Origin of the sequence: Olivibacter sp. LS-1, from assembly GCF_008245145.1 — a bacterium.
Taxonomy (GTDB): domain Bacteria; phylum Bacteroidota; class Bacteroidia; order Sphingobacteriales; family Sphingobacteriaceae; genus Olivibacter; species Olivibacter oleidegradans.
In genome coordinates, this window is sequence record NZ_CP041643.1 from 4,423,940 (window position 1) to 4,445,348 (window position 21,409).

Below are 21,409 nucleotides of genomic sequence, written 5' to 3' on the forward strand. Positions count from 1 at the left end.
GATTCAGTATTTTGTAACAATTGAATTTATATGTCAGCTCGGTCCCATTGTCTTTTGCCAGAACATCATCAAAGGTAAAGTAATACGAGTAGCTGATGGAGATACGATCACCATATTAGACGAAGATAATACGCAAACAAGAAATACCAATACTTCCGGACCTCCCTGGCTGTACATTTTGATTACACCTGAGGTACTGTTCTCATTTATTTGTTTCATATTTTCGTTTTATTTAACCCCAATCTTGAATAATCGTTCAAGATCGGGGCAAAAAAACTATTCCTTCGTAATTACGGCATCAAGAATGATACTTTCTTTAATATCATAACCCAACGGGCTTTATAAAGCTCATTCACTATCTTTATTTCAATTTGATAAGGTTATGAGTGATAAGGGCGCCTCCGAATTCCTGTAATCTACCGCCTTCATCCAAACCTCCTAAATCTATCGGATAAAAGCCCAAGTTTTTTGCAAAGGTTAGAACCTTTTTTTTCGACTCATCATCATCCCCTGAGACAAAGATGACACGTCTACCTTTATCCACATTAGGATCTGAAGCCAAAATTGCGGCCGGTAATGTATTGAATGCTTTCACAAGTGAAGCACCGGGAAATAAACCGGTATTAACCCTGCTGGATGTTTTTCCGCCAAAATCTTTAGGTTTAAACTCTGGAAAAACAATGGCATTGCTCGTATCTATAACGGTACGTCCTTTCCAATCTATATCTTTTACAGCATCCGGTATCTGATCAAAATGAACGGCAATCAGTACAAGGTCTGCCTGTGCTGCTTCAGTTGGGGTTCCTGTAGTTACTCCATCCCCTAAAGAGGAGGCCAAATCAGCCAATTCCACGGGTTTTTTCCTACTGCTGATGATTACTTTATAGCCTGCTTTTGCTGCATGTCTTGCAACAGCTTGCGCTATGTGTCCTGCTCCCACTATTCCAATGGTCTTAGTAGTTTCTTGAGGATTCACCTTGTTCGATATTCCATTTTCCATCTCGAAATTTTTTAGTTCTTAAAATATTGCTTGTCCAAAACCGGTATAATTTACCAAGGAAACGATCCTTCCGGTGCAGAGAACAGTACTGACGGGTCATTCTCTCCAAGAGCTGCACGTACAATATTGCGGGAAGCCTCTTCGACGGTTTCCGTTCCCTCAAAATTATTCATGGCGGTCGCTGCAAAACCGGGACTTGCGGCCTCTACACGGATATTGCTAGATTCCAACTCAATGGACAAGGCCAGGGTAATTGCGTTGACGGCTGTCTTGCCTGCACCGTAAACAACATTGAAGCCTCCTCGGTACGGATATTCCGGGTCTGCATTAAGATTTAAAGATGCCATACCACTGGACAGATTAACGATGCGGGCAGAAGGAGCCTTGTGAAGCAATGGCAGAAAGGCCTGGGTAACAGCCAGTAGGCCGAAAACATTTGTTTCCCAAACGGCTCGCATCTCGTCAATATCTGCTACACTGGCTTTGCCAGACGCCAGTATTTCTTCCAATGACCTTTCTGATGAACCTGCATGCGAGATCCCGGCGTTGTTGACCAATACGTCAAGTCTGCCAAATTCTGTATTTACCTGATTGGCTGCCTTCAAAATGGATTCCTTATCGGTTACATCAATGGCGATCGGGTATGCATTTTCACCTATTTCCGATACAGCCTTTTTTGAATTTTCTAATTTGCGAGACCCGACCAGTACAATGAAGCCGTGGCCTGCCAGCTCTTTTGCTACCTGTTGGCCGATACCTCGGTTAGCTCCTGTGATCAACGCTACTTTTTTTTCTGTTTTTTGCACTGAATTCGTGCGCTCTGAATTTGACATTGTCTTAAAATTTAAATGTTAATATAATTTATACTTGAATGATTGTTCAAAAATAGGGTAAAAAAAATTTATCGTGTTATCATATCCAAAAGATCATCAATGATTTTGGCTATGCGGTTTTTATCCTTATAAAGAATGAAATTCTGCCCCAAGCCAGGCAAAGTGGCTACGATGAGTTGGGCCAATAAGAAAGTATCCTGCTTATCACTGATAGACCCGGCTTTTTGTGCATTGATGACCATTTGTTCGAAGATCTCGAACAGTTTATCCATGCTGTTCTTCAATAACTGATGCGTTTCATCATCTGTCGCCGCGAGTTCGAAAGAGCTTTTAACTGAAAGGCAGGAGTCTTGGCTTAGTACGGAATTGGTAGCAACCTCCATATAAAATTCACGAAGTAATTCCAGCGGATTTTTCTGCGTTTCCTTTTGCTTCAAATCGTATGCATAAATGGGGTTCAGATAATCCTTGAGACAAGCCAAAAATAAGTCATGCTTGTTTCCAAAAGTATTATAGATACTTCCGGGATTTAGCCCGGTAGCTTCTACCAAATCTTTCATCGAAGTGGCGTGATAGCCCTTCTTCCAGAACACCTGTAGCGCTTTGGAGATGATCTTTTGCTCGTTAAATTCTATCACTCTTGGCATAATGATACAAAGGTAGGAATTATTTTTGAATGAACGTTCAAAAATAAATTCTTTTTGCGCATTTTTTTTATCTATATATCTACTACAGGATATCGGCTTTGAAAAAAGATGAGCCCATGAAACCCGAGTATATTTTCCGAATGCACAGTCGCCAATTATACGGTCGGAGTCGTCGGCCAATCTAATCGTCCAAATGTAGGTGCAACCGGTTCCATGTGAATTTACGTAGGAACCCTAGCTATGATCTTCAGAATACTTCTTGATCAAATAGGATCCAGAGCCTGAACAGGCCATGGATCTTGATATTACTATTATTGTTGATCTGTTTAATTAGAACGTTAGCTTGGTGAGCCAATCCGCGGTTTCGGGATCACGATGATCAAAGAAAACACTTTTGCCGGTGTCCAGCCTTGCTATGGCATCAATGTCTTCCGCGGTCAGTTCAAAATCCCAGATATCGGCGTTTTCCACCATCCTTTCTTCCCGTACTGACTTCGGAATCACGGCAACGCCTCGCTGGATAAGCCAGCGTAGGATAACCTGTGCGACAGATTTTCCATATTTACTGCCGATACCGGTAAGCACCTGATTACTGAAGATTTCATTTTTTCCTTCTGCGAATGATGCCCAGGATTGTGTGACGATATTATGCTTCTTTAATAATTCGTGCTCGGCGGCTCTCTGGTAAAAAGGATTGATCTCTATCTGGTTTACCGCCGGAACAATCTCGTTGTGTGCGATCAGGTCGACTACCCTGTCCGGGAAAAAGTTACTTACGCCGATAGCGCGTATCTTGCCTTCTTTGTACAGTTCTTCCATGGCACGCCACGAACCGTAATAATCTCCCATAGCCTGATGTATGAGATATAGATCAAGATACTCGAGTTCTAATTCTTTCAGTGACTTTTCGAAAGCTATTCTCGTCTTTTCATAACCGGCATCTTGCACCCAAAGTTTCGTAGTGATGAATAGTTCTTCTCTGGCTACACCACTTTTTCTGATGCCGCTACCCACCGCGGATTCGTTCAGGTATAGGGAAGCGGTGTCTATCAAACGGTAGCCTGATCTGATAGCTGTTAGCACGGTTTGTTCGCATTCGTTCAGATCCGGTATCTGAAAGACGCCTAAACCTACAAGAGGCATTTCGATGCCATTGTTTAATTTGATTTTCTGCATGTTATTAATTATTATGAGTTTTTATTTTAGAGAAAGTGGTCCAATAAGTTTTCCTATACAAGCGCCACCATGTGTACCGAAGATTGATTTTTATCATATATACATACCTTTATATTAAACCTATCGTTCCACAATAAGATAAAAAAATTATTGGTTGATCGACCCGATCAAAAATTCTGTTGTTTGTTTAGTGAGTTTGGCATCCGCAAATAATATGTGCGTGTTATAGATCGATACAAGGCCCGATGTTAAAAAGTGTGCCAATGCGCGCGGCTCTTTAGCTGATAAAAGGGAGCCGTCTTCTTTTGCTTGCGTCAACAATTTCTCGAAAAGGTCAACCGCTTTCAGGGTTTGCTTTTTCAACATTTCGCTCACCTCCTGATCCGTTGTTGCCAGCTCAAATACCGAGTTGGTGAACAGGCAGTTAGTGTCTCGCAAAGCAGATTCCATGACAGAATAAATAACGTTACGGATCGCCTCTAACGGCTTTTCACTGTTCTTCGCTGCCTGGCTGTATTGTTTATCCTTGTTTTGGATATAGTTCGTAAGGGATTTTAAAAACAGGTCGTGTTTGTTACCATAAGCCAAGTATAAACTACTCCGGTTAATTTGCATTGTATCCACCAGATCGTTCATAGTCGTCGCATTATAACCTTTCTTCCAGAAAAGGTCTCTAGCTGTTACCAGCTTTTCATCGTAATCGAATTCCTTGTTCCTTGGCATATGACAAAAGTATGTATTAAACCGATCGTTTCAAAATAATTTCATAAAAAGATGTCTTGAGCAAGATTATTTTGCACCCCACAGGCAGCTGTGGTTGTTCCTATCTCACTGTTTTTGATGTATTTGTTCGAAATTGCGAGGGTGTTAATCCGCTATGTTTTTTGAAAAATTTACTGAAAAAAAACTGGTTACTGAAGTTTAACTCGGCTGCCACGTTTCCAACGGTCAACGATGAAGTATCCAGCAATATTTTTGCCTCTGCGATAACCATTTCGTTTACCAGCTGACCAACCGACTTGCCGGTCTCTTCTTTAACAACTTTTGTTAAGTGCTTTGGGGATATAAAGATTTTCTCTGCATAAAACTGTACGCTTCTTTCTACCTTAAAATGTACTGCCAACAACTTCAAAAAGCTATTTAGTAAATCCATTCTACGTGTTGACGTTGCACCATTGCTCGGCCGATGGCGTTTAATGATGGCAGCAAGCTCTAACATAAAAAGATTGAAGCTATGGAACATAAGATCAAATTGGAAGGCATGTTCCTGATTGGCATGGTTGGTCTTAAGCATCAACATCAAGTCGTGTAAAACGCCAGCTTCTTTAGTGCTTAACCGAAAGTGCGGATCGGTATTGGAAGATAGATATTCAAATACATTGATATCCTTTTTATGGATTAAAGACTCTGCATAAAATGTCTTTGTAAATCCTGTACCGATTATGAGGCCGTCGATGCCAGTGTGATATTCGTGAATAATCCCGGGGGCGATAACGAACAGGTCATTCGGTTCAAGTTTGTAATCCAGTAAGTTGTACTTCAAAGAAGTAGTGCCAGCCAGAACAAGCAAGAAAGTAAAGTGATCGCCCCTTACAGGCCTTTCATAGCTCGGCTGCCCGATAATCTCATTCGTACGCGTAACATGGAATTGATCTCCCAAAAATTCCTGTCCCGAAGCCGAATTAATTTCGCCGATCGAGACTATTCGCGTTGAGACATGGGTATCTTTCATTATGTAAAATTAAGACATTTTGTATATAAAACGTAAAAAGGATATATAAAAGCGCCGTTTGTACATGTCATCTGTTTTGACAAATGTAAAGATTTGTAAAGTCAAAATTCTCTTAGAAAAAATTAAACTAAATGACTAAAAGCAAATCATTTACATCGCCAAAAAAAAGGAGTAGTCAGCAGATCTATAGCCATATTATTTTAGGTGCCGGATCGGCGGGCGCCGTCCTAGCTAACAGACTGAGCGAAGAAAGTTCATTTAACATTTTACTGGTAGAGGCAGGCTCCATCTATGACGAGTTTTCCTATCCTGAATCGGTAGTCAATAGCCAGATACTCGGAGCTGGTGGTGATGCCCGGTACGACTGGGCTTACACAGCCAATAGTCAGAAGGGCAGCGATAAAATTGGCGTACCGCGCGGTAAAATCCTGGGAGGCAGCTCCGCGGTAAACGGGGCCGTAGCAGTCAGGGGTATTTCCAACGATTTTAACCGCTGGGCGGATATGGGTATAGACCATTGGTCGTGGGAGGAGGTGCTCCCCTATTTTAAGAAACTGGAAAAATCCAATCTTGAGGATAGCCAATGGCATGGGCATTCGGGTTATTTCCCAATCAATCAACTACGCAAGTCCGATCTGTCCCCGATGCAGCAGGCCTTCATAGAGGCGGCCAAAGCAAACAACTATCCAGAAGTAAGCGATTTTAACGGCGAAAAGCAATACGGCATAGGCCCCTACCCCGTAAATATTATCAATGGTGTGCGGATGAACACAGGGATGACCTACCTGGATATTTCCGTGAGAGAACGGAGTAACCTAAGCATTGAAGGTGATGTGCTGGTGGACAGGGTATTGTTCGAAAATAACAAGGCTGTTGCTGTACAACTTGCGGATGGACGCGTATTTCATGGCGGCGAGATCATCGTATCCGGTGGCACCTACGGCTCAGCAGGAATACTGATGCGTTCGGGCATTGGTCCCGCTTCCGTTCTGAAAGATTTAGACATATCGGTTGTCGCCGATCTCCCTGTAGGCAGGCAAATCTTAGATCACCCCTTTTACTTCAATACCTACGCAGCAGATCCGAAGACGATTGGCCGCCTTTCTCCGGTTACAGGTGTCAATCTATGGACAAGAAGTTCTTATGCATCAAAGGACGAGCTCGATATCCACATCACGGCAGGCCATTTATTTAATCCCGATACGAGCCCCACGAAAGCAGGTTATGTCTTCGGCGTGGCCCTGACCAATCCCAGATCAAGGGGTACTATTGAGATTGCAGGCAAAAACCCGGAAGATGCACCGATCATAAACCTGAATTTCTTAGCGGAAGAAGAAGACCGTAAAAGGCTCATTGAAGGAATCAGGCTTGCGCAAAAGATCGGTCAAACAGAACCACTGAAAAATCTTTCAGTCGGCGAACTGAATCCCGGCCCTGAAGCATATAATGATGACCTTATTTTGGCATCGATAAAAGCAACGCTCCAAACGTATAATCACCCCATGGGCTCAGCACCTATGGGGCGTTTAGGGAGTGCTGACGCTGTTGTGGATTTTTCCGGAAAAGTTCATGGTATCGATGGTTTACGGGTGGTGGATGCATCCATTTTACCGGGTTTTATATCCACGGGTCCCAATGTAACGGTCATCATGATGGCTGAGAAAATTGCCGATGAGATGAAAGAAACAGGAGCAAATGCAAAGACAGTGTCAAAAAACAAGTATTAACAGTAATGGAAAATTCAATAAAAGCAACAGTCCCGACCCAAAAGAAGCAAGCCAAATTGAACTGGATTAACGGCGAATGGCTGGATAGTAAAAATTATAGGGACAGCATTAATCCGGCAAGCGGAGAAATAATCGGCTGCTATGCCGATGGCGACAGATCGGTTGCTGCCCAGGGTATCCGAGCCGCTAAATCCGCTTTCGAAAACAGCGAATGGAGAGAAAACCGCCATCTGCGATCCAGGGTTTTAAACGAGCTTGCCAATGCCTTTGAAACCCATGCCGGGCGTTTAATCGAGATGCTCTCCCTTGAAAATGGAAAAATAGCGAAGGAAGCTACCATGGAGATTTCGGGTGTTCCATCAAAATTACGGTACTATGCCGCATTGGTTCTAACCCATAGCGGACGTGCACTAGAGTCACGTCCGGGTGCCTTCAGTATGGTTCTGGAAGAACCGGTGGGCGTCGCCGGAATCATAGCACCCTGGAATTCACCGGTGATTCTGATGATCCGGTCCTTGGCACCGGCATTGGCCGCGGGCTGCACAGCGATTATTAAGATGCCTGGGCAGACAGCTCAGATCAATGCGCTGATATGCGAAGTTTTTGCATCGGTAATGAGTTTACCCAAAGGAGTCATCAATCAGTTTACAGAGAGTGGACATGAAGGAGCAGCATTGATCATCAGTTCTCCGGATGTTCCTACCATTAGCTATACAGGCAGTACTGCAACCGCAAAGATTATGATGGCAAACGGTGCCGCGCACCTCAAACGTTTTGGCTTTGAACTGGGAGGGAAAACACCGATGATTGTTTTCGATGATGCCAATCTGGATGTGGCATTGCCCATCTTGGAAAAGGCCATTACCATTTTCGCAGGACAGTTCTGCATGACCGGTAGCAGAATTTTGGTTCAGAGAAATATTGCAGAACGATTTATAGCAGATTTTACCGAAAGACTTCTGCGTGTTAAAGTAGGTTCGGCTGCAGATCCCGAAAGTGATATGGGACCATTGATTGATGAAAGCAATTTAATGCGTGTGGATCGCCTCGTGGAACAGGCAATTAATGAAGGTGCCGAAGTGCTGCTTCGTGGCGGTAAAGTGTTAGACGGAAGCTTGGCAGCAGGCTCCTTTTATCGCCCTGTTTTATTACGTGTTACCGACAACAAAATGGCTATTGTACAGGAAGAAACCTTTGGCCCGGTAGCTACTGTACAGATTTTTGATACGGCCGAAGAGGCAATTAAGTTAGCAAACGATAATCCATATGGTTTGGCGGCATCGGTCTGGAGCAGCCATGTGGATCTGCCTTTAAAGGTAAGCCGAAAACTGGATGCGGGCACGGTGTGGATAAACGATTGGGCAAAGATCAACGATGAGATAGAGGAAGGCGGCTTTAAAATGAGTGGTCTGGGACGTTTAAACGGCCTAGCGGCGATGCATGAATTTATTCAATTCAAACACATCTACCATGATGCGGGCATCTGATTTACCGGTAATCACGATCATAGAGCTAACGCCCAAAGCTCCTTACAAAGAAGAAGCCCTTGAAGCGATTCAGACAATCAGCCTGGCCGCTGCAGGCTTCCATGGATATCAATCCGCGGACATTTTTGAAAAGGTGACGGCTGGCGGATCCATTGTATTTGCCATTATTCTACGATTTGACACTTATGCCAATCTGACCTCCTGGAATGATTCGGAGCAAAAAGCGCGGCAGATCGCTTTAAGTAAAAACTTATTTAAAGAGGTGACACCGGAAGTTAAACTCACCGGTCTGGAATTCTGGTTTGAAAACAAACAACAAGAGGGAGTAATGCAACCCACTAAATGGAAGATGCTGATTATCACCGTCTGTATCATATTTACACTTTTACATACGCTTATGCCCTTTATTAGACAATTATTGAGGCCAATTGGAATGCCTCAAATGATAAACACCTTGGTCGGGATTATCATGATGGTTACGCTCATGACTTATGTGGTGATGCCTTTTATTACCAGGATCTTCAGTAAATGGTTATTCAAATCCAAAGGATAAACACGGTAATTTTTTAAACACTTATATTATACATTCAATTATTATGAAGCATTCACAAATCGAAGAAAAACACGGTAAACATGGAGATTTTTTTCACACGAAGCATGGTTTCGAAAAGGCAGATTGGCATCAGCATGCCCCCTCACCTCAACAGTTCCAGCCAGCATACCTGAGCAGTCCTGAATTTATCAAAAATGGCTATCACTGTGAAGAGCTAAAGGACGGCTTTTATTGGGTAACCAGTGGTGGTTATGATGCTGCTTTTCTTGTAACGGATGAAGGCGTCATTGCAATAGACGCACCGCCCATTCTCGGTGAAAATATGCTGGCCGCTATAGAAGCTGCAACGGACAAACCTATCACAAAGGTGATTTACAGCCATTGGCACTCCGATCATATTGGTGCGGCAGCCATGTACGGCCCCGATGTTGAGATCATAGCCCATGAAATCACCAAAGAATTGCTTACGCGTTTTCCTGATCCCTTGCGACCTATTCCAACTACGATATTTAGCGACAGTTATGTGGTGGAACTTGGCGGTGAAAAACTCGAGCTTAGCTATAAAGGTGCTAACCATTGCCCCGGTAACATCTTTATTTATGCACCGAAACAAAAGGCGCTTACCAAGATTGACATTGTGAGTCCGGGCTCCTGTACTTTCATGCATTGTGATGCCTCGGAGAACATCAGTGGTTGGATTGAGGCGCACGAGCAAATTTTGGAATTTGATTTTGATTTTTTAGTGGGAGGACATATCACACGCTGGGGAACCCGCGAAGATGTGCGTACATCACTGGAATACTTTCAAGATATGCTCGGTTTTGCGCAAGAGGCACTGAAAGAGTTTTGCACGCCCGTTGGAGCAGCTGTTTTCTTCTCAACTTCTCCCGCTGACCAATATTCCGTGGGCACGGAAAACTGGATCAACTCGATGGTCAATTATGTTACGGACAAAATGCTGTCAAAGATTACCTCGAATGGCCAAAAGTGGGAGGAGCGCCTTGCAGGTGTAACCACTAACACCAAATATCACGCATACACCATTGTGGAATCTACAAGAACGGAAAGGAGTCATTGGGGCTATCAGAAAAGGGGTACAGGAGGAACTAACTATTTTGTTTAATTTTCTCAGACACGTGTCCTGTCTTGTGATAATGGGAGAAACTCTGCTCCCAAATACTGAAGAAGAAAAGCCATTAAAGGGGTTTTTATTAAAACATAAACAGATCAAAAGATGAATCGCAAAATTGTAAGAATAGTACAGCCAAAAGCAAACCAGGGCTTTTTAGGCGTGGGCCATACGGCTATTCAGGTTGTTGAAGGCAGTGACTTTCAGCAAACGGATCCCTTTATCGTAATGATGGATGATCAGCTCGATTTACCGGGGCATGGTGTTGTTGGAGGGCCACATCCTCACGCCGGATTTGAAATTGCCACACTTGTGCTGGAAGGAAGCCCGGAGACTGATTTTGAAACAGGTAGCTTGGAATGGCTGACGACCGGAAGCGGCATCGTACATACGGAAGAAATTAAAACCAAAGTAAAATTAAGGATTTTACAATTGTGGCTGGTGCTGCCGAAAACCAAAAGGTGGACAGCCCCCAAATGGCAAAAACTTCCCTTCAAAAATGTGCCATCCAAAAAAACAGGTCGGTCTGAAATCTACGTTTACAGTGGAAGCGCATTTGGTTTAACATCTCCCATTACCTCTGAAACCCCTATCACGATCGTTCTGTTCAAATTGGATAAAAATGATAAGGTTACGCAACAGCTTCCAACAAACTTCAATGGTTTTATTTATATGCTTGAGGGAAGTATGCTAGCGGGTGGAGAAGCGACACCTATAGAGAAACAGCAGGTTGTCTGGTTGGACAGGTCTACGGAAGAAGGGGATAGTAAGATTGATTTTATCGGTGGCGCCGAGGGTGGAAGCTTTGTGCTGTATGCCGGAGAACCGCAAAGAGTACCCATTATCAGCTATGGCCCATTTGTCGTCGACAGGGAAGAAGAAATTAAGCCGCTCTTTCAGGATTTTAAAGCGGGTAGAATACCTCATTTAAAAAACCTTCCAGAAAGTCAGGTCGTTTACCATGGCTGAGCCATTGGTAAAACGTCTTGGCTTTATGCTCACGGTTTTATTTTCTTTTACCCTACATAGCCAACGCCCTTTCCGTCAAATCCATTTGTAAATGGTCGTCCGGTTGATCCCCCTTTAAAGAGGATCATCCGGATATGCCATTTATTTACCGATCAAACCAATCGGTGATTACCCCTTTCCATCAAGGATGAAGAATGATAGATCCGGTTGTCTTACCCTCTTCCAAATCACGATGAGCAACGGCAGCATCTTTCAGTGCATAAACAGTTGGCGTTATCGTACCTAATGATCCATCGCGCCAGGCATCAAATAGTTCACGCGTGGCCAATTCCCTACTATACATATCCGGCAGATACTGTTGCAGAGCAGGCCGCACTAGCCGAATTTGTCTTTTCGATAAATAGTTCATATCCAAATGCGGATTACCGGAAGCCATACCAAAAAGAACCGCGGTACCACCATTCTTTAATAACTTAACTGAGATTTCAAAGGTCGCTTTGCCGACACCATCAAATACCGCATCGATCCGCTGATTTCCAATCAGCTCCTTTACTTTAGCCCCCAAATCCTGTGTTTCCATCACAATCACATGATCGACCCCGTTATCGGACGCGATTGCTCTCTTTGCCTCGGTTCCTACTGTACCGATTACGGTGGCCCCAAGCGCTTTTGCCCATTTACTCAACAATGAACCAACACCTCCTGCGGCGGCATGCACGAGAATAATGTCTCCCGGTTTTACGGCATAGATCTGCCTGATCAGCATACGGGCAGTAAGTCCCTTGGCCAAGATCGATGCGGCTTGATCATAGGAGATGTCGTCGGGTAACTTGACCAGGTCTTCCACCTTCACCAGCCGCTTTTCGGCATACGAACCTAATGAATTGTAATAAGCAACCCGATCGCCTTCTTTAATAGACGTGACACCGCTACCGACATGTTCTACTATTCCTGCGGCTTCCCCGCCGATCGTTGCCGGAAAAGACATGATCGGGAAAGTCCCGTTTCTATACATGATATCAACGAAATTGATAGCAATTGCTTTCTGACTGATCAAGATCTCGTGCGCTCCAGGTTCTTGTACCTCTTGGATGGAATATTGTAAAACTGCGGGAGGGCCCTGTGATTCGATGCGGACTACACCGCTTTTATATATTTTCTTCATATTGTAAGGCTGATTGCTCAGCGTTAGTTTATTCAAAGTTGAGACTTTATAAGTGGTATGAAAATGACATATGCAGTAAATTATCCTTGACATATGTCAAGAATATCATGGTTCACGATTAGCATCCCGCCTGTTAATTCCTTATTTTTGATTGCTCTTAAATAATCATCTGCGTATATGAGTTTACACGAACCATCATTTGAAGTGCTTTTTTCGTATATTGAATCGAGATCGTCTCTATTACTCGATGATAATGATCGAGCGCTTATAAAACAGGCATTTAAACAAAAGAACCTAAGAAAACGACAATATCTTTTGCAGGAAGGTGATATTTGCAAGTACATGGCATTTGTAGTGAAAGGCGCAGGTAGGATGTATACAATTAATAAAAATGGGCAGGAGCACACGATTCGTTTTGCTATAGAATCCTGGTGGCTTGGAGATGAAGAGAGCTTTAGGCTGGGGACGCCGTCAATCTATACTATTGAGCTGACCGAAGACGCTGAAGTGCTGTTGGTAACAAAAGACAATCTTGACCAACTCTACGATCAAGTTCCCGCTATTACCCATATGACTCGCAAAATCGATCAAAAACGTGCTATCGCCACCCAAAAGCGTCTACAGGATACCATCAGCTTAGAAGCCGAACAGCGCTATCTACGTCTTGAAGAAACTTATCCCGAAATAGTACGCCGATTCCCGCAGGCAATGGTTGCCTCTTATCTGGGGATATCAGCCGAAACACTTAGTCGGGTTAGAAAAAAACTATTGCAGAAATAAGCGATGCTCAATCTTTCCTTGTAGGATGGCTTTAAATGAACGATCCATCGTCCACCATGCGATAGGTGTAACGATGGTACAGGATAACATAACAAGCTTGATAAAGTCGGTCGATATTAGCTTGACAATGCCCATTACACTTGCCCCCAGCACCTTGCGTACGCCGATTTCCTTTTGACGCTGGAGCGTGCTATAAGCAGCAAGTGCCGATAACCCCATGCAGAAAATGAAAATAGTCAATAAGGCAAAATAGAAAAACAACTTCAGATTATCCAGGAAAAATACACGGGGCTGTTAGAAAAACACAATATGCTTCTAGAAGAAAACAATGAGCTCAAATATCGGTTATCGGAGTTAAAGCAAAAGTTGATTAAGAAGTAGGAAGCTTTCGAACTTAATTTATAGTGCTTAATAGAAAAAGCCGCCTCTAAACAAGAAACGGCTTCAATATATCTACAAATACCTGATGCTTAATTCTTCTTCTTTTTAGCCAAATCGGCACGGACTTTTTGGACGAAGTTTAGTGATATTGAAGGTATTCACCACGATCGAGTCAATACTCAAATCGTTTTATCATAGTTAGTGCACTATTTCAATTTCTCGATTTCCTTAAGGGAAAGTTTAGTGAATTTGGCGATTTGACTGTTAGGCAAACCATCTTTTTTCATTTCTTTGGCAATGGCAATAGCTTCTTCACGTTTACCCTTGTTTCTTTCCTGCTGTTTTACTGTTTCTATTATTCCCATATCAATTGTTCCTCCTGATAACTTTTCAACCTCTGTATCAAAGATACGATTAATTCTTTCATTTTCAATGTAAATAAAATTCTTTAGAAATACCAAAAAACTTAATATACGGTCGCGATCATATTTATGGGCAATCAATGCTTTGGCTATAACAAGCCGTTCATTCCCCAATACTTCATCAGGTATTTTACCTTCAAGAAGGGACTTTTGACAGGCAAGTACTACAAGGGAAAACGGATTGTCCATAAGCAGTAGTTCCTCTTCGTCATTGTCAAATATATGGTACGCCCGATAACGGAAACTGATTGTGGTATCAAGTATCTGATGCCAATATTCCTTTGGCCTTTTTTGATTCCTATCTCCGGTAAATACAGCGACTGTTGCGACGGAGATATTGTACCGGTCCCATATCCTATAATGGTATTGATAAATACGTTTGGCAAAGTCCTGATCGTTACCTCCCTCCAGTTCGGTATTGATCAGAATATGTTTATCAGTCCCGTCCTTCATATGTACCTTTACCAACAGATCGGCAATGCGTTTATCACTATTGCGCTCCCTGTTGGGAATGATCGACAATAATTCCTTATCCATGAATACCAGCTTATGGTTAAAATCAAACAGATCATCTGCATTTGGATAAAGAAACCGTAAGAACTCGGAAAACCATTCTTCAAACGCGCCTTTCAGAAGCTCATCGTTTTTCTTTCTAGGTTTTCTCTCGGTTTGATTTTTATAATTGGTCATATGCAAATTTAACGAAAATGTTCTAAGATGTTTCCACTTATGAACGAAGATTCTAAACCTGAAAATATTGGTGCCCACATAAAGCAATTGGCCTACCTTTGCCCAAAACCAATGTCATATGAACATAAGTAAACTGATTTATATAGCCACATCCAATCCGTAAAAGAAAAAAAACAGCATGCCACCCGTGAAGATTATTCTTGAGCATAATGAGCCCCATTTAAATCGCTTGAGTTTCTTTAGATATAGCGCTTTATGAAGCAAGCCTCATGTAACTTGAACAAATATCCATACTACATTGAAGTGTACTGATTTACACTGATTTTGACAATACAACTTTTAACCAAGTTTCCACTTCTTGTACCAATCTCAAAGTGTTATTTCCCTGACAGTGTGCATCAGCACCCGTCTCAGCATCAAGAGTAATTAGCTTTTTTTGATCGTTTTCTATCGCTTTTATTTCAAAAATGTTGTACAGGAACCAGATACGATTTCCAATACCCAGACGGAAAAACCTGTTGTACATATTTTTCCCTATTCGGCAACACGAATAAGCAACTTTAAGAAAGGAGAAAAGGTACAGATGCTTTGCGTGATTATCCGTATTCCATATTTACAGGCGTTATTAGGAACAGAAGCCGAAAACTTTAATTTTCTTTTGAACAACTATCATCATTTTCTTATTGAAGAAATTCTGACAGATGATATTGTACGTCTTGTTACAGAAATCATCTACTCCAAACGACAAGAAGTATTAACAGATTTCAACTACCGTATTGTTTCTTTGCAATTGATTTTTAGCTTATTCAAAAGTCTTAGCAAACGTGACCAAATTAAATTCCAAAAGTTAAATGAAGGGGATATAATTTCTATTTATAAAGTCAAAGAAAGATTGATTCACGATTTATCACAACCAGTTACTATAGAGGAACTTTCCAAAATCGCAGGAATGAATATTAACAACATGAGAAAATTATTTATCCAGATATTTGGTATGGGAATCTATGACTATTTCCAGAAAAATCGACTGCTGGAAGCAGCAAAAATGCTGAAAAATCAAAAAATTTCTGTCTCAGAAGTCGGCTATTTGTTAGGTTTTGAAAATCTTAGCCATTTTACACGCATGTTTGAGCGATATATTGGCATGAAACCAAAGGCTTACAGCATGTTAAACTAGAATATAACATACACTATACAATAAAATAATCGAACTTGATCGTTCAGGAGGACGCTTTGACCTCACGCGCAATGGCTATAATATGCTCTTCGTCGGTGCCACAGCACCCGCCGAATACGTTTAGCTGACTGAAAGCTGCTTTCAGCTTTTTATGTTCGATGGCGAGGTTTTGCGGACTCCCTCTATCCAATTCCGTCGCTTCATCCAATTCTGCATGGCTTTTGCAGGAAGCATTTGCCCGCAGGCCCCTGATACGCTTTGTCCAGTATTCGTTTCTACCCGATTCCAATTCGTTGAAAAAATGACTCGGGTGCGCACAGTTGATCATGAAGTAAAGCGGAGGCTGGGATACGTTTTTATCAACTTGATTAATAGCCTCCTTCAGGCTCATTCCGGTTGGCAGTTTACCGTCCGTTTCCACCGTGAAGGAAACTACCGTCGGAAGACCAACAGCGGCCGATGCGCGGGCAATGCCGATAGCTTCTTCCACATAATTCATGGTAATTGCAGAAACCATATCGACTGGGGTTTGGCTAAAAACAACTATCTGCCTGGCATGATATTTCTGGGCTTCTTCAGCGGTCATTTTATGTTCCGGTACATAGCCGTCACCGCGTGGGCCAACGCATCCGCTAAGGACAATATTGTCGATGTCGTTTTCAAACTCCTTTTTTAGATCGTTAAGGAGTTGGACTGCTTTTTCGTTCACGTCTACAATTGCCGATCCGGGATATCCTACCCTTTCCATCCAATCCGGATTTGCCCGCCAAGTAGGGCTTTCCAGGATAAAACCCATTCCGAAATCCTTGGAGATGTTCAAATAGCGCTTATAGTAATCCCTAAGTGCGTGATAGCCCTTTTCATCTTTCAAGAGATCAAAAGCAGCAAAACAAGGCAGCTCATGGCCTAGAAGGAAAACCAATGTCGTTTCCAAACCTCCGTCGGTTAAGTACAGATTGGAAGTTCCATTTGGTAATACGGTATTTACAGTAGCCATGTATAAAAATTTTGATATGCTTGGCAACCGACGGCTTTACGGAGGAGTGTTTGGAAGCGCCAAACAAGCTTCAATCAGACCCGTGCCGCAGGTGCTCATATTCATTCACCGCTCGTTTGGTAGCGCGGGCAAACCAGCCTTCCAGCAATAGCTTATTCAATTCGTCGGGGTCGGCGGAAGCCAGCGCAATCAGTACATAGTCATAGCCATCGAAATGTGAAGTTGTAAAATAAATGGTGGGATCCTTTTTCAGCCAAAAATCCTTTTTTTTGGTATAAACGGCTATCGATTCGTAATCATCCTGAATGCGGGCAAATATCTTGTTGCCTGCGTAAAAGGCCGGTGTCCCGTGACAGAGTCTTTCCTGTACTTCCGGTAGGGCGGACACTGCTCGGCGGATGACGTGGAGAAAAAACGGGTAATCTGTTTGCATAATTTTGTTTATTCTTAGTTATCCAGCCTCACTGTATGCAGTTAATTTGCCGTGCATCTGTGCCACAGTTTACCGATTATTCTTGCAGCGACGGTATTAGCATAGATATGAACGGTTGCGTCACTTTTCTGCTTTCGTCACATCCAGGATGAACTGCATAATATATCACCAAATATACGCCATCTGCATTAAAGTAGATTACGTTGATGACAACTTTATACCTTTCTTTTATCAGTTGGTTCCTGTTCGCAGAGATGAAATAAAAGTTAGCTAAACGGTAGGAAGCTTTCGAACTTAATTTATAGTGCTTAATAGAAAAAGCCGTCTCTTCCATCACCCGTTAACCGAAAAAACAAAAAGAGATATCAGTCATCCCTAAGCGAGTTTATAGGATTTTCCACTGCCGCCCGAATAGCTTGCGAGCTTACCGTAAGCAAGGCAATGCATACCGCAATAAAGCCGGAAAGTGCAAACATCCACCATGCAATATCAATATGGTAAGCAAAGTTCGCTAGCCAGCGATTCATTATCCACCAACCGATTGGTGAAACGATGCAAAAAGCAAACAAAACAGGCTTGATGAAATCTTTAGATAACAATTGAAAAATGCCATTGATAGACGCCCCTAGTACTTTGCGTATACCTATTTCCTTCGTACGTTTAGCTGTCGTAAACGACGCCAGTCCGTAAAGACCAAGGCTGGCAACAAAAATGGAGAGTGCCGAAAAAATAGTCATAAGTGCTTGTTGCTGTATATCTTTCCTATAAAGCTCATCAAAACGTTGATCAAGAAAGCTGTATTCAAAAGGGTAATCCGGTGCCAACTTTCGGTACTCCCTTTCGATAGCATTCATCCCCAACTTGATATTCCCCGATTTCAGCGCAATCAATGCCACTCGGTTATCCTCATTCGGAGAAATAACAAGTGGCTCCACTTTGTCTTTGAGAGAAAGAAAGTTAAAGTCCTCCACTACTCCAATAATTCTGCGTCTGGAGTTATCCCTTATGGTATTCTGTATCCACTTACCGATTGCCTGATCCGGCGTATATCCCAGCGTGGCGGCCGCCGTTCTGTTAATCAGAACCGAGTTGGTGGTATCGGTTTTAAACGATGCCGAAAAGTCCCTTCCTGCGATCATCTTCAGGCCCAAAGTTTCTATATATTCGAAATCGGCAAACTGTGTTCTTAACGACCAGGTGCGATCGTCAGTACCTTCAACCTGAAATGTTTGCGAGTCGTGGAATCCTCCCGGTTCACCCGACATTAGCGACACCTCTTTTATTGCCGTGTTGTTTTGTAAGTTTTCCTTAAATTGCCGTCTTCCTCTATAGATATCATTATTACCATCCACACGTATGCTCACGACATGTTCCATATTGTAGCCTAATTCCTTCGTTTTCATATATTTCAGTTGACTGGAAATCACCACGACTCCAATAACCAGGAGAATCGAAATACCGAATTGGAGGGTTACTAAAGCCTGACGGAACATGGACCCACCCTTACCCAACCGGAGTTTACCTTTGAGGGCCTGAACGGGCGAAAAACCTGAAATAAAGAAAGCAGGATAACTACCTGCCAAGAGTCCAACAACCAATATGATTCCGGCAAAGAAAGCGTATAAATGCCATGTGTTCCAAGGGATATCAAGGGGATATCCAAGCAACCGGGCGTAAAGAGGGTTCAATAACTTTACAAGACCTAACGAAACCAAAGATGAAATGAGCACCGTTAAAACGGATTCACTGATAAACTGTCCGGCCAGGTGACTCTTTATGGCACCCATTACTTTTCTCAGTCCCACTTCTTTTGAGCGTTCAATAGCCTTGATGGTAGAAAGATTTATAAAATTGACACAGGCAATAAGCAGAATCAATAGCGCAATTGCTATAAAAATGTATGCTAAAGTTTTATTCCCATGTCTGCTTGGGTCAGGAGGGCCGCCCGGTTCAAAATATATATCGGAAAGAGGCGTTAGCGAAAGGTTTACCTTGAGCCCGATCCGTTCTAGTAGCTGGCCCATATGCTTTTGGACAAAGCTGGGAAATTTGCTTTCCAGGGAGGATGGATCAGTACCCTCACGGAGTAACACATAGGTAAATAAGCAGTTAAAAAACCAATTTTCGGATTCGTCAGTAACAGTATAATTTGATAAAGGGACAACAAGGTCAAAATCCAGGTGGGAATTTGCCGGTATATCTTTAGCAATTCCGGTGACGGCAAGCGGCAAGTTTTTATCCAATTCGATAATCTTGCCCAGTGGATCTTGATCACCGAAATATTTTCGGGCAGTCGATTCTGTCAGAACGATACTTCCGGGATTACTTAAGGCTGTGGCAGGGTTACCGGCTACCAGGGGAAAGGAAAAGAAAGTAAAAAAATCACTATCGGCTTTCAGTACTTTTTTTTCGTTAAATGAAATCGATCCAAAAGCTACCAATGCATTGCCCGGCCATACCCGAGTTGCTTTTTTAACCTCGCCGGAAAAATCAATCGGCAAAGCCGTAGCAAAAGGCGGAGATAACCAGGGCACCCGTTTCTCAGAACCATTTTCATCAAAGCTACGGACTAGACGGTAAATATTTTTTCCCTGTTCGTGGAATCTATCAAAAGTAAATTCATTTCTGACAAAAAGGAAGATCATCGTACAAACGGTCACACCGATGGTAAGTCCAAGAATATTGATGATCGCGAACGCCTGGTTCCTTTTCATATTACGCCAAGCAATTGTAAAATAGCTCTTAATCATGACTTCTAATTTTGTCCATGGGAATTAATTCCTTGCTCATCGGCACAATAAAACTGCCACTACGACAAATGCCTTACAGTTTATCAAAAACAAGCCGTTGCCAATTTGACGGCGTTCGTTTTCAGACACCTATTGTGCGGATTCGGACATACCTGGATTGGGAAAAAGCATCAGCTTCGGGTTGCTTTGGTGCTAGGGATTTTTTAACATCAAATATTGTTAAGTAAAATGGGGGCCTATGACGTCAAAACACAATATGCTTCTAAAAGAAAACAATGAGCTCAAATAGCCCTATCCGTATTGTTCCGGATTATATGGCAGATCAACGATCGAAATACCATAATCGGCACGCTCTTTACCTTTCTGTTCTTTTTCGAAAATACATTACCGATATGCCGGTACATTAATGTACATTCATGATCAACGGCTCGAACAGCTTTTTTTTTCGACTCAGAAATGATGTGCTTTATATCGGTTATGTTTACAAGCATAAGATAGGATTTTTCGTGCAATTCTGATTATAAATTAAGAAATTTAATCATAGGCTGCCGAAATTCAGCCGGTAAGATTCATATGATTTTTTTGTAAGGATTCACCAGTCTTTGCGACTAAACCGGCAAAAACGTATGAGAAAAAATAAAATCAACAAGGTAAGGTTGATAAAATCATTGTTAGCGGTTACGCTGCTCGGTTTTTCGGCACTAACTTTTAATGCAGCTGCAATTAATCAAACCGGTTCATCTTCGTCAAGACAGCATATGTTTATTGCGGAGGATACTGTAAAGGTGGTAGCAGGTGCCCCATTAAAAGCCGAAGATGTAAGTCCCCTTCTAGCGGGCGAGCAAATCCCTGTTCTAAACCTGCGCAAATCTTCCGGCGAAATGTTCGACTTAAACAAGTCGGTATCGGAAACGCCAACGATTATTGTTTTTTACCGTGGGGGCTGGTGTCCTTATTGCTCGAAACAGCTTTCCGGATTACAGGAGATTGAAAAAGATTTAACCAAAATGGGTTATCAGATTGTCGCCATCAGTACTGACAGTCCAGAGAACCTTAATAAAACAATGGACAAGGAAAAACTTTCCTACACCCTGTTATCAGATGCAGATCTGGCTGCCGCCAAGAGCTTTGGTATAGCCTTTAAGGGCCCTAAAAGCTACGATAAATTTCTATCGGAAACCTCGGGTGGAAAAAATGTTGACAAACTTCTGCCGGTGCCATCCGTCTTTATCCTAAACAAAAAGGGGAACATCCTTTTCGAATACATCAACCCGAATATCACGCAAAGGCTAAGTGCGCCCTTATTGAAGGCCGCTGCTGCTGCCCTTCGTGATGAGGTCTAAGCTATCGGATACAAGCAA

22 protein-coding genes are annotated in these 21,409 nt (G+C 42.6%); 9 read left to right on the forward strand and 13 right to left on the reverse strand.

Going from position 1 to position 21,409, the window contains the following annotated elements; genetic code table 11:
* Positions 1-33 precede the first annotated feature (33 nt).
* The 7 genes from FKG96_RS18285 to FKG96_RS18315 form a co-directional block, all read right to left on the reverse strand.
* Entirely contained in the window at positions 34-219 is a 186-nt protein-coding gene (locus FKG96_RS18285; RefSeq protein WP_149105808.1) for a hypothetical protein, read from the reverse strand.
* Between the two features lie 142 nt (positions 220-361).
* The gene (locus FKG96_RS18290) at positions 362-1,000 is read right to left on the reverse strand and encodes an NADPH-dependent F420 reductase (protein ID WP_149105809.1); all 639 of its coding nucleotides are present in this window, start codon (positions 998-1,000) and stop codon (positions 362-364) included.
* 50 nt (positions 1,001-1,050) lie between these two features.
* Entirely contained in the window at positions 1,051-1,833 is a 783-nt protein-coding gene (locus tag FKG96_RS18295) for an SDR family NAD(P)-dependent oxidoreductase (RefSeq protein WP_149105810.1), read from the reverse strand.
* A gap of 68 nt (positions 1,834-1,901) precedes the next feature.
* On the reverse strand, positions 1,902-2,480 hold the full coding sequence (locus tag FKG96_RS18300; protein WP_130855447.1) for a TetR/AcrR family transcriptional regulator: 579 nt from the start codon (positions 2,478-2,480) through the stop codon (positions 1,902-1,904).
* 330 nt (positions 2,481-2,810) lie between these two features.
* Entirely contained in the window at positions 2,811-3,656 is an 846-nt protein-coding gene (locus FKG96_RS18305; RefSeq protein WP_149105811.1) for an aldo/keto reductase, read from the reverse strand.
* Between the two features lie 147 nt (positions 3,657-3,803).
* Positions 3,804-4,379, reverse strand: a complete 576-nt coding sequence (locus FKG96_RS18310; RefSeq protein WP_130855445.1) for a TetR/AcrR family transcriptional regulator — start codon at positions 4,377-4,379, stop codon at positions 3,804-3,806.
* A 100-nt stretch (positions 4,380-4,479) separates the two neighbouring features.
* Positions 4,480-5,388, reverse strand: a complete 909-nt coding sequence (locus FKG96_RS18315) for an AraC family transcriptional regulator (RefSeq protein ID WP_149105812.1) — start codon at positions 5,386-5,388, stop codon at positions 4,480-4,482.
* Positions 5,389-5,519: 131 nt separating this feature from the next.
* On the opposite strand from FKG96_RS18315, the gene FKG96_RS18320 reads away from it, so the two are divergent.
* The 5 genes from FKG96_RS18320 (at position 5,520) to FKG96_RS18340 (ending at position 11,253) form a co-directional block, all read left to right on the forward strand.
* Positions 5,520-7,115, forward strand: coding sequence for a GMC family oxidoreductase (locus tag FKG96_RS18320; protein ID WP_149105813.1), 1,596 nt, complete (start codon positions 5,520-5,522; stop codon positions 7,113-7,115).
* A 5-nt stretch (positions 7,116-7,120) separates the two neighbouring features.
* Positions 7,121-8,602 (forward strand): aldehyde dehydrogenase family protein, encoded by a 1,482-nt coding sequence (locus FKG96_RS18325; RefSeq protein ID WP_149105814.1) that lies wholly within the window; start codon positions 7,121-7,123, stop codon positions 8,600-8,602.
* Positions 8,586-9,155, forward strand: a complete 570-nt coding sequence (locus FKG96_RS18330) for a hypothetical protein (protein WP_149105815.1) — start codon at positions 8,586-8,588, stop codon at positions 9,153-9,155. The genes FKG96_RS18325 and FKG96_RS18330 overlap by 17 nt, the downstream gene beginning before the upstream one ends.
* A gap of 43 nt (positions 9,156-9,198) precedes the next feature.
* On the forward strand, positions 9,199-10,278 hold the full coding sequence (locus FKG96_RS18335; RefSeq protein ID WP_149105816.1) for an MBL fold metallo-hydrolase: 1,080 nt from the start codon (positions 9,199-9,201) through the stop codon (positions 10,276-10,278).
* Between the two features lie 111 nt (positions 10,279-10,389).
* The gene (locus FKG96_RS18340) at positions 10,390-11,253 is read left to right on the forward strand and encodes a pirin family protein (RefSeq protein WP_130855440.1); all 864 of its coding nucleotides are present in this window, start codon (positions 10,390-10,392) and stop codon (positions 11,251-11,253) included.
* Positions 11,254-11,434: 181 nt separating this feature from the next.
* Here FKG96_RS18340 and FKG96_RS18345 read toward each other — a convergent pair whose 3' ends face one another.
* Positions 11,435-12,418 carry a quinone oxidoreductase gene (locus FKG96_RS18345; RefSeq protein ID WP_130855439.1) on the reverse strand — a complete coding sequence of 328 codons (984 nt, stop codon included), beginning with the start codon at positions 12,416-12,418 and terminating at the stop codon, positions 11,435-11,437.
* Between the two features lie 177 nt (positions 12,419-12,595).
* Between FKG96_RS18345 and FKG96_RS18350 the strand changes: the two genes are divergently transcribed.
* Positions 12,596-13,198, forward strand: a complete 603-nt coding sequence (locus FKG96_RS18350) for a Crp/Fnr family transcriptional regulator (protein WP_130855438.1) — start codon at positions 12,596-12,598, stop codon at positions 13,196-13,198.
* Here FKG96_RS18350 and FKG96_RS18355 read toward each other — a convergent pair.
* Complete coding sequence (locus FKG96_RS18355; RefSeq protein ID WP_149105817.1) at positions 13,184-13,417, reverse strand: ABC transporter permease; 234 nt, start codon at positions 13,415-13,417, stop codon at positions 13,184-13,186. The two genes, FKG96_RS18350 and FKG96_RS18355, sit on opposite strands and share 15 nt — an antisense overlap.
* A gap of 368 nt (positions 13,418-13,785) precedes the next feature.
* A complete protein-coding gene (locus FKG96_RS18360) occupies positions 13,786-14,691 on the reverse strand; it encodes a hypothetical protein (protein ID WP_149105818.1) in 906 nt (301 codons plus the stop codon).
* A 436-nt stretch (positions 14,692-15,127) separates the two neighbouring features.
* Here FKG96_RS18360 and FKG96_RS18365 point away from each other — a divergent pair, with 436 nt between their 5' ends.
* Positions 15,128-15,868, forward strand: coding sequence for an AraC family transcriptional regulator (locus FKG96_RS18365; protein ID WP_149105819.1), 741 nt, complete (start codon positions 15,128-15,130; stop codon positions 15,866-15,868).
* Positions 15,869-15,911: 43 nt separating this feature from the next.
* On the opposite strand, the gene FKG96_RS18370 is transcribed toward FKG96_RS18365, so the two are convergent.
* From FKG96_RS18370 to FKG96_RS18380, 3 genes are all read right to left on the reverse strand, one after another.
* Entirely contained in the window at positions 15,912-16,865 is a 954-nt protein-coding gene (locus FKG96_RS18370) for a homocysteine S-methyltransferase family protein (RefSeq protein WP_130855428.1), read from the reverse strand.
* A gap of 70 nt (positions 16,866-16,935) precedes the next feature.
* Positions 16,936-17,298 carry an MmcQ/YjbR family DNA-binding protein gene (locus FKG96_RS18375; protein WP_149105820.1) on the reverse strand — a complete coding sequence of 121 codons (363 nt, stop codon included), beginning with the start codon at positions 17,296-17,298 and terminating at the stop codon, positions 16,936-16,938.
* Between the two features lie 365 nt (positions 17,299-17,663).
* Positions 17,664-20,048, reverse strand: coding sequence for an ABC transporter permease (locus tag FKG96_RS18380; RefSeq protein WP_149105821.1), 2,385 nt, complete (start codon positions 20,046-20,048; stop codon positions 17,664-17,666).
* A 275-nt stretch (positions 20,049-20,323) separates the two neighbouring features.
* On the opposite strand from FKG96_RS18380, the gene FKG96_RS27105 reads away from it, so the two are divergent.
* Both FKG96_RS27105 and FKG96_RS18385 read left to right on the forward strand, forming a co-directional pair.
* A complete protein-coding gene (locus tag FKG96_RS27105; protein WP_256377664.1) occupies positions 20,324-20,455 on the forward strand; it encodes a hypothetical protein in 132 nt (43 codons plus the stop codon).
* A gap of 219 nt (positions 20,456-20,674) precedes the next feature.
* Positions 20,675-21,391, forward strand: coding sequence for a peroxiredoxin-like family protein (locus FKG96_RS18385; RefSeq protein WP_246860300.1), 717 nt, complete (start codon positions 20,675-20,677; stop codon positions 21,389-21,391).
* Positions 21,392-21,409 lie beyond the last annotated feature (18 nt).

Bases quoted from the DNA above. Each gene is read 5' to 3' on its own strand.
- FKG96_RS18325 (WP_149105814.1), top strand. From the start codon at position 7,121: ATGGAAAATTCAATAAAAGCAACAGTCCCGACCCAAAAGAAGCAAGCC.
- FKG96_RS18375 (WP_149105820.1), bottom strand. From the start codon at position 17,298: ATGCAAACAGATTACCCGTTTTTTCTCCACGTCATCCGCCGAGCAGTG.
- FKG96_RS18295 (WP_149105810.1), bottom strand. From the start codon at position 1,833: ATGTCAAATTCAGAGCGCACGAATTCAGTGCAAAAAACAGAAAAAAAA.
- FKG96_RS18285 (WP_149105808.1), bottom strand. From the start codon at position 219: ATGAAACAAATAAATGAGAACAGTACCTCAGGTGTAATCAAAATGTAC.
- FKG96_RS18300 (WP_130855447.1), bottom strand. From the start codon at position 2,480: ATGCCAAGAGTGATAGAATTTAACGAGCAAAAGATCATCTCCAAAGCG.
- FKG96_RS18310 (WP_130855445.1), bottom strand. From the start codon at position 4,379: ATGCCAAGGAACAAGGAATTCGATTACGATGAAAAGCTGGTAACAGCT.
- FKG96_RS18380 (WP_149105821.1), bottom strand. From the start codon at position 20,048: ATGATTAAGAGCTATTTTACAATTGCTTGGCGTAATATGAAAAGGAAC.
- FKG96_RS18315 (WP_149105812.1), bottom strand. From the start codon at position 5,388: ATGAAAGATACCCATGTCTCAACGCGAATAGTCTCGATCGGCGAAATT.
- FKG96_RS18330 (WP_149105815.1), top strand. From the start codon at position 8,586: ATGATGCGGGCATCTGATTTACCGGTAATCACGATCATAGAGCTAACG.
- FKG96_RS18385 (WP_246860300.1), top strand. From the start codon at position 20,675: ATGAGAAAAAATAAAATCAACAAGGTAAGGTTGATAAAATCATTGTTA.
- FKG96_RS18335 (WP_149105816.1), top strand. From the start codon at position 9,199: ATGAAGCATTCACAAATCGAAGAAAAACACGGTAAACATGGAGATTTT.
- FKG96_RS18290 (WP_149105809.1), bottom strand. From the start codon at position 1,000: ATGGAAAATGGAATATCGAACAAGGTGAATCCTCAAGAAACTACTAAG.
- FKG96_RS27105 (WP_256377664.1), top strand. From the start codon at position 20,324: ATGAGCTCAAATAGCCCTATCCGTATTGTTCCGGATTATATGGCAGAT.
- FKG96_RS18340 (WP_130855440.1), top strand. From the start codon at position 10,390: ATGAATCGCAAAATTGTAAGAATAGTACAGCCAAAAGCAAACCAGGGC.
- FKG96_RS18350 (WP_130855438.1), top strand. From the start codon at position 12,596: ATGAGTTTACACGAACCATCATTTGAAGTGCTTTTTTCGTATATTGAA.
- FKG96_RS18355 (WP_149105817.1), bottom strand. From the start codon at position 13,417: ATGGGGTTATCGGCACTTGCTGCTTATAGCACGCTCCAGCGTCAAAAG.
- FKG96_RS18370 (WP_130855428.1), bottom strand. From the start codon at position 16,865: ATGGCTACTGTAAATACCGTATTACCAAATGGAACTTCCAATCTGTAC.
- FKG96_RS18360 (WP_149105818.1), bottom strand. From the start codon at position 14,691: ATGACCAATTATAAAAATCAAACCGAGAGAAAACCTAGAAAGAAAAAC.
- FKG96_RS18345 (WP_130855439.1), bottom strand. From the start codon at position 12,418: ATGAAGAAAATATATAAAAGCGGTGTAGTCCGCATCGAATCACAGGGC.
- FKG96_RS18320 (WP_149105813.1), top strand. From the start codon at position 5,520: ATGACTAAAAGCAAATCATTTACATCGCCAAAAAAAAGGAGTAGTCAG.
- FKG96_RS18305 (WP_149105811.1), bottom strand. From the start codon at position 3,656: ATGCAGAAAATCAAATTAAACAATGGCATCGAAATGCCTCTTGTAGGT.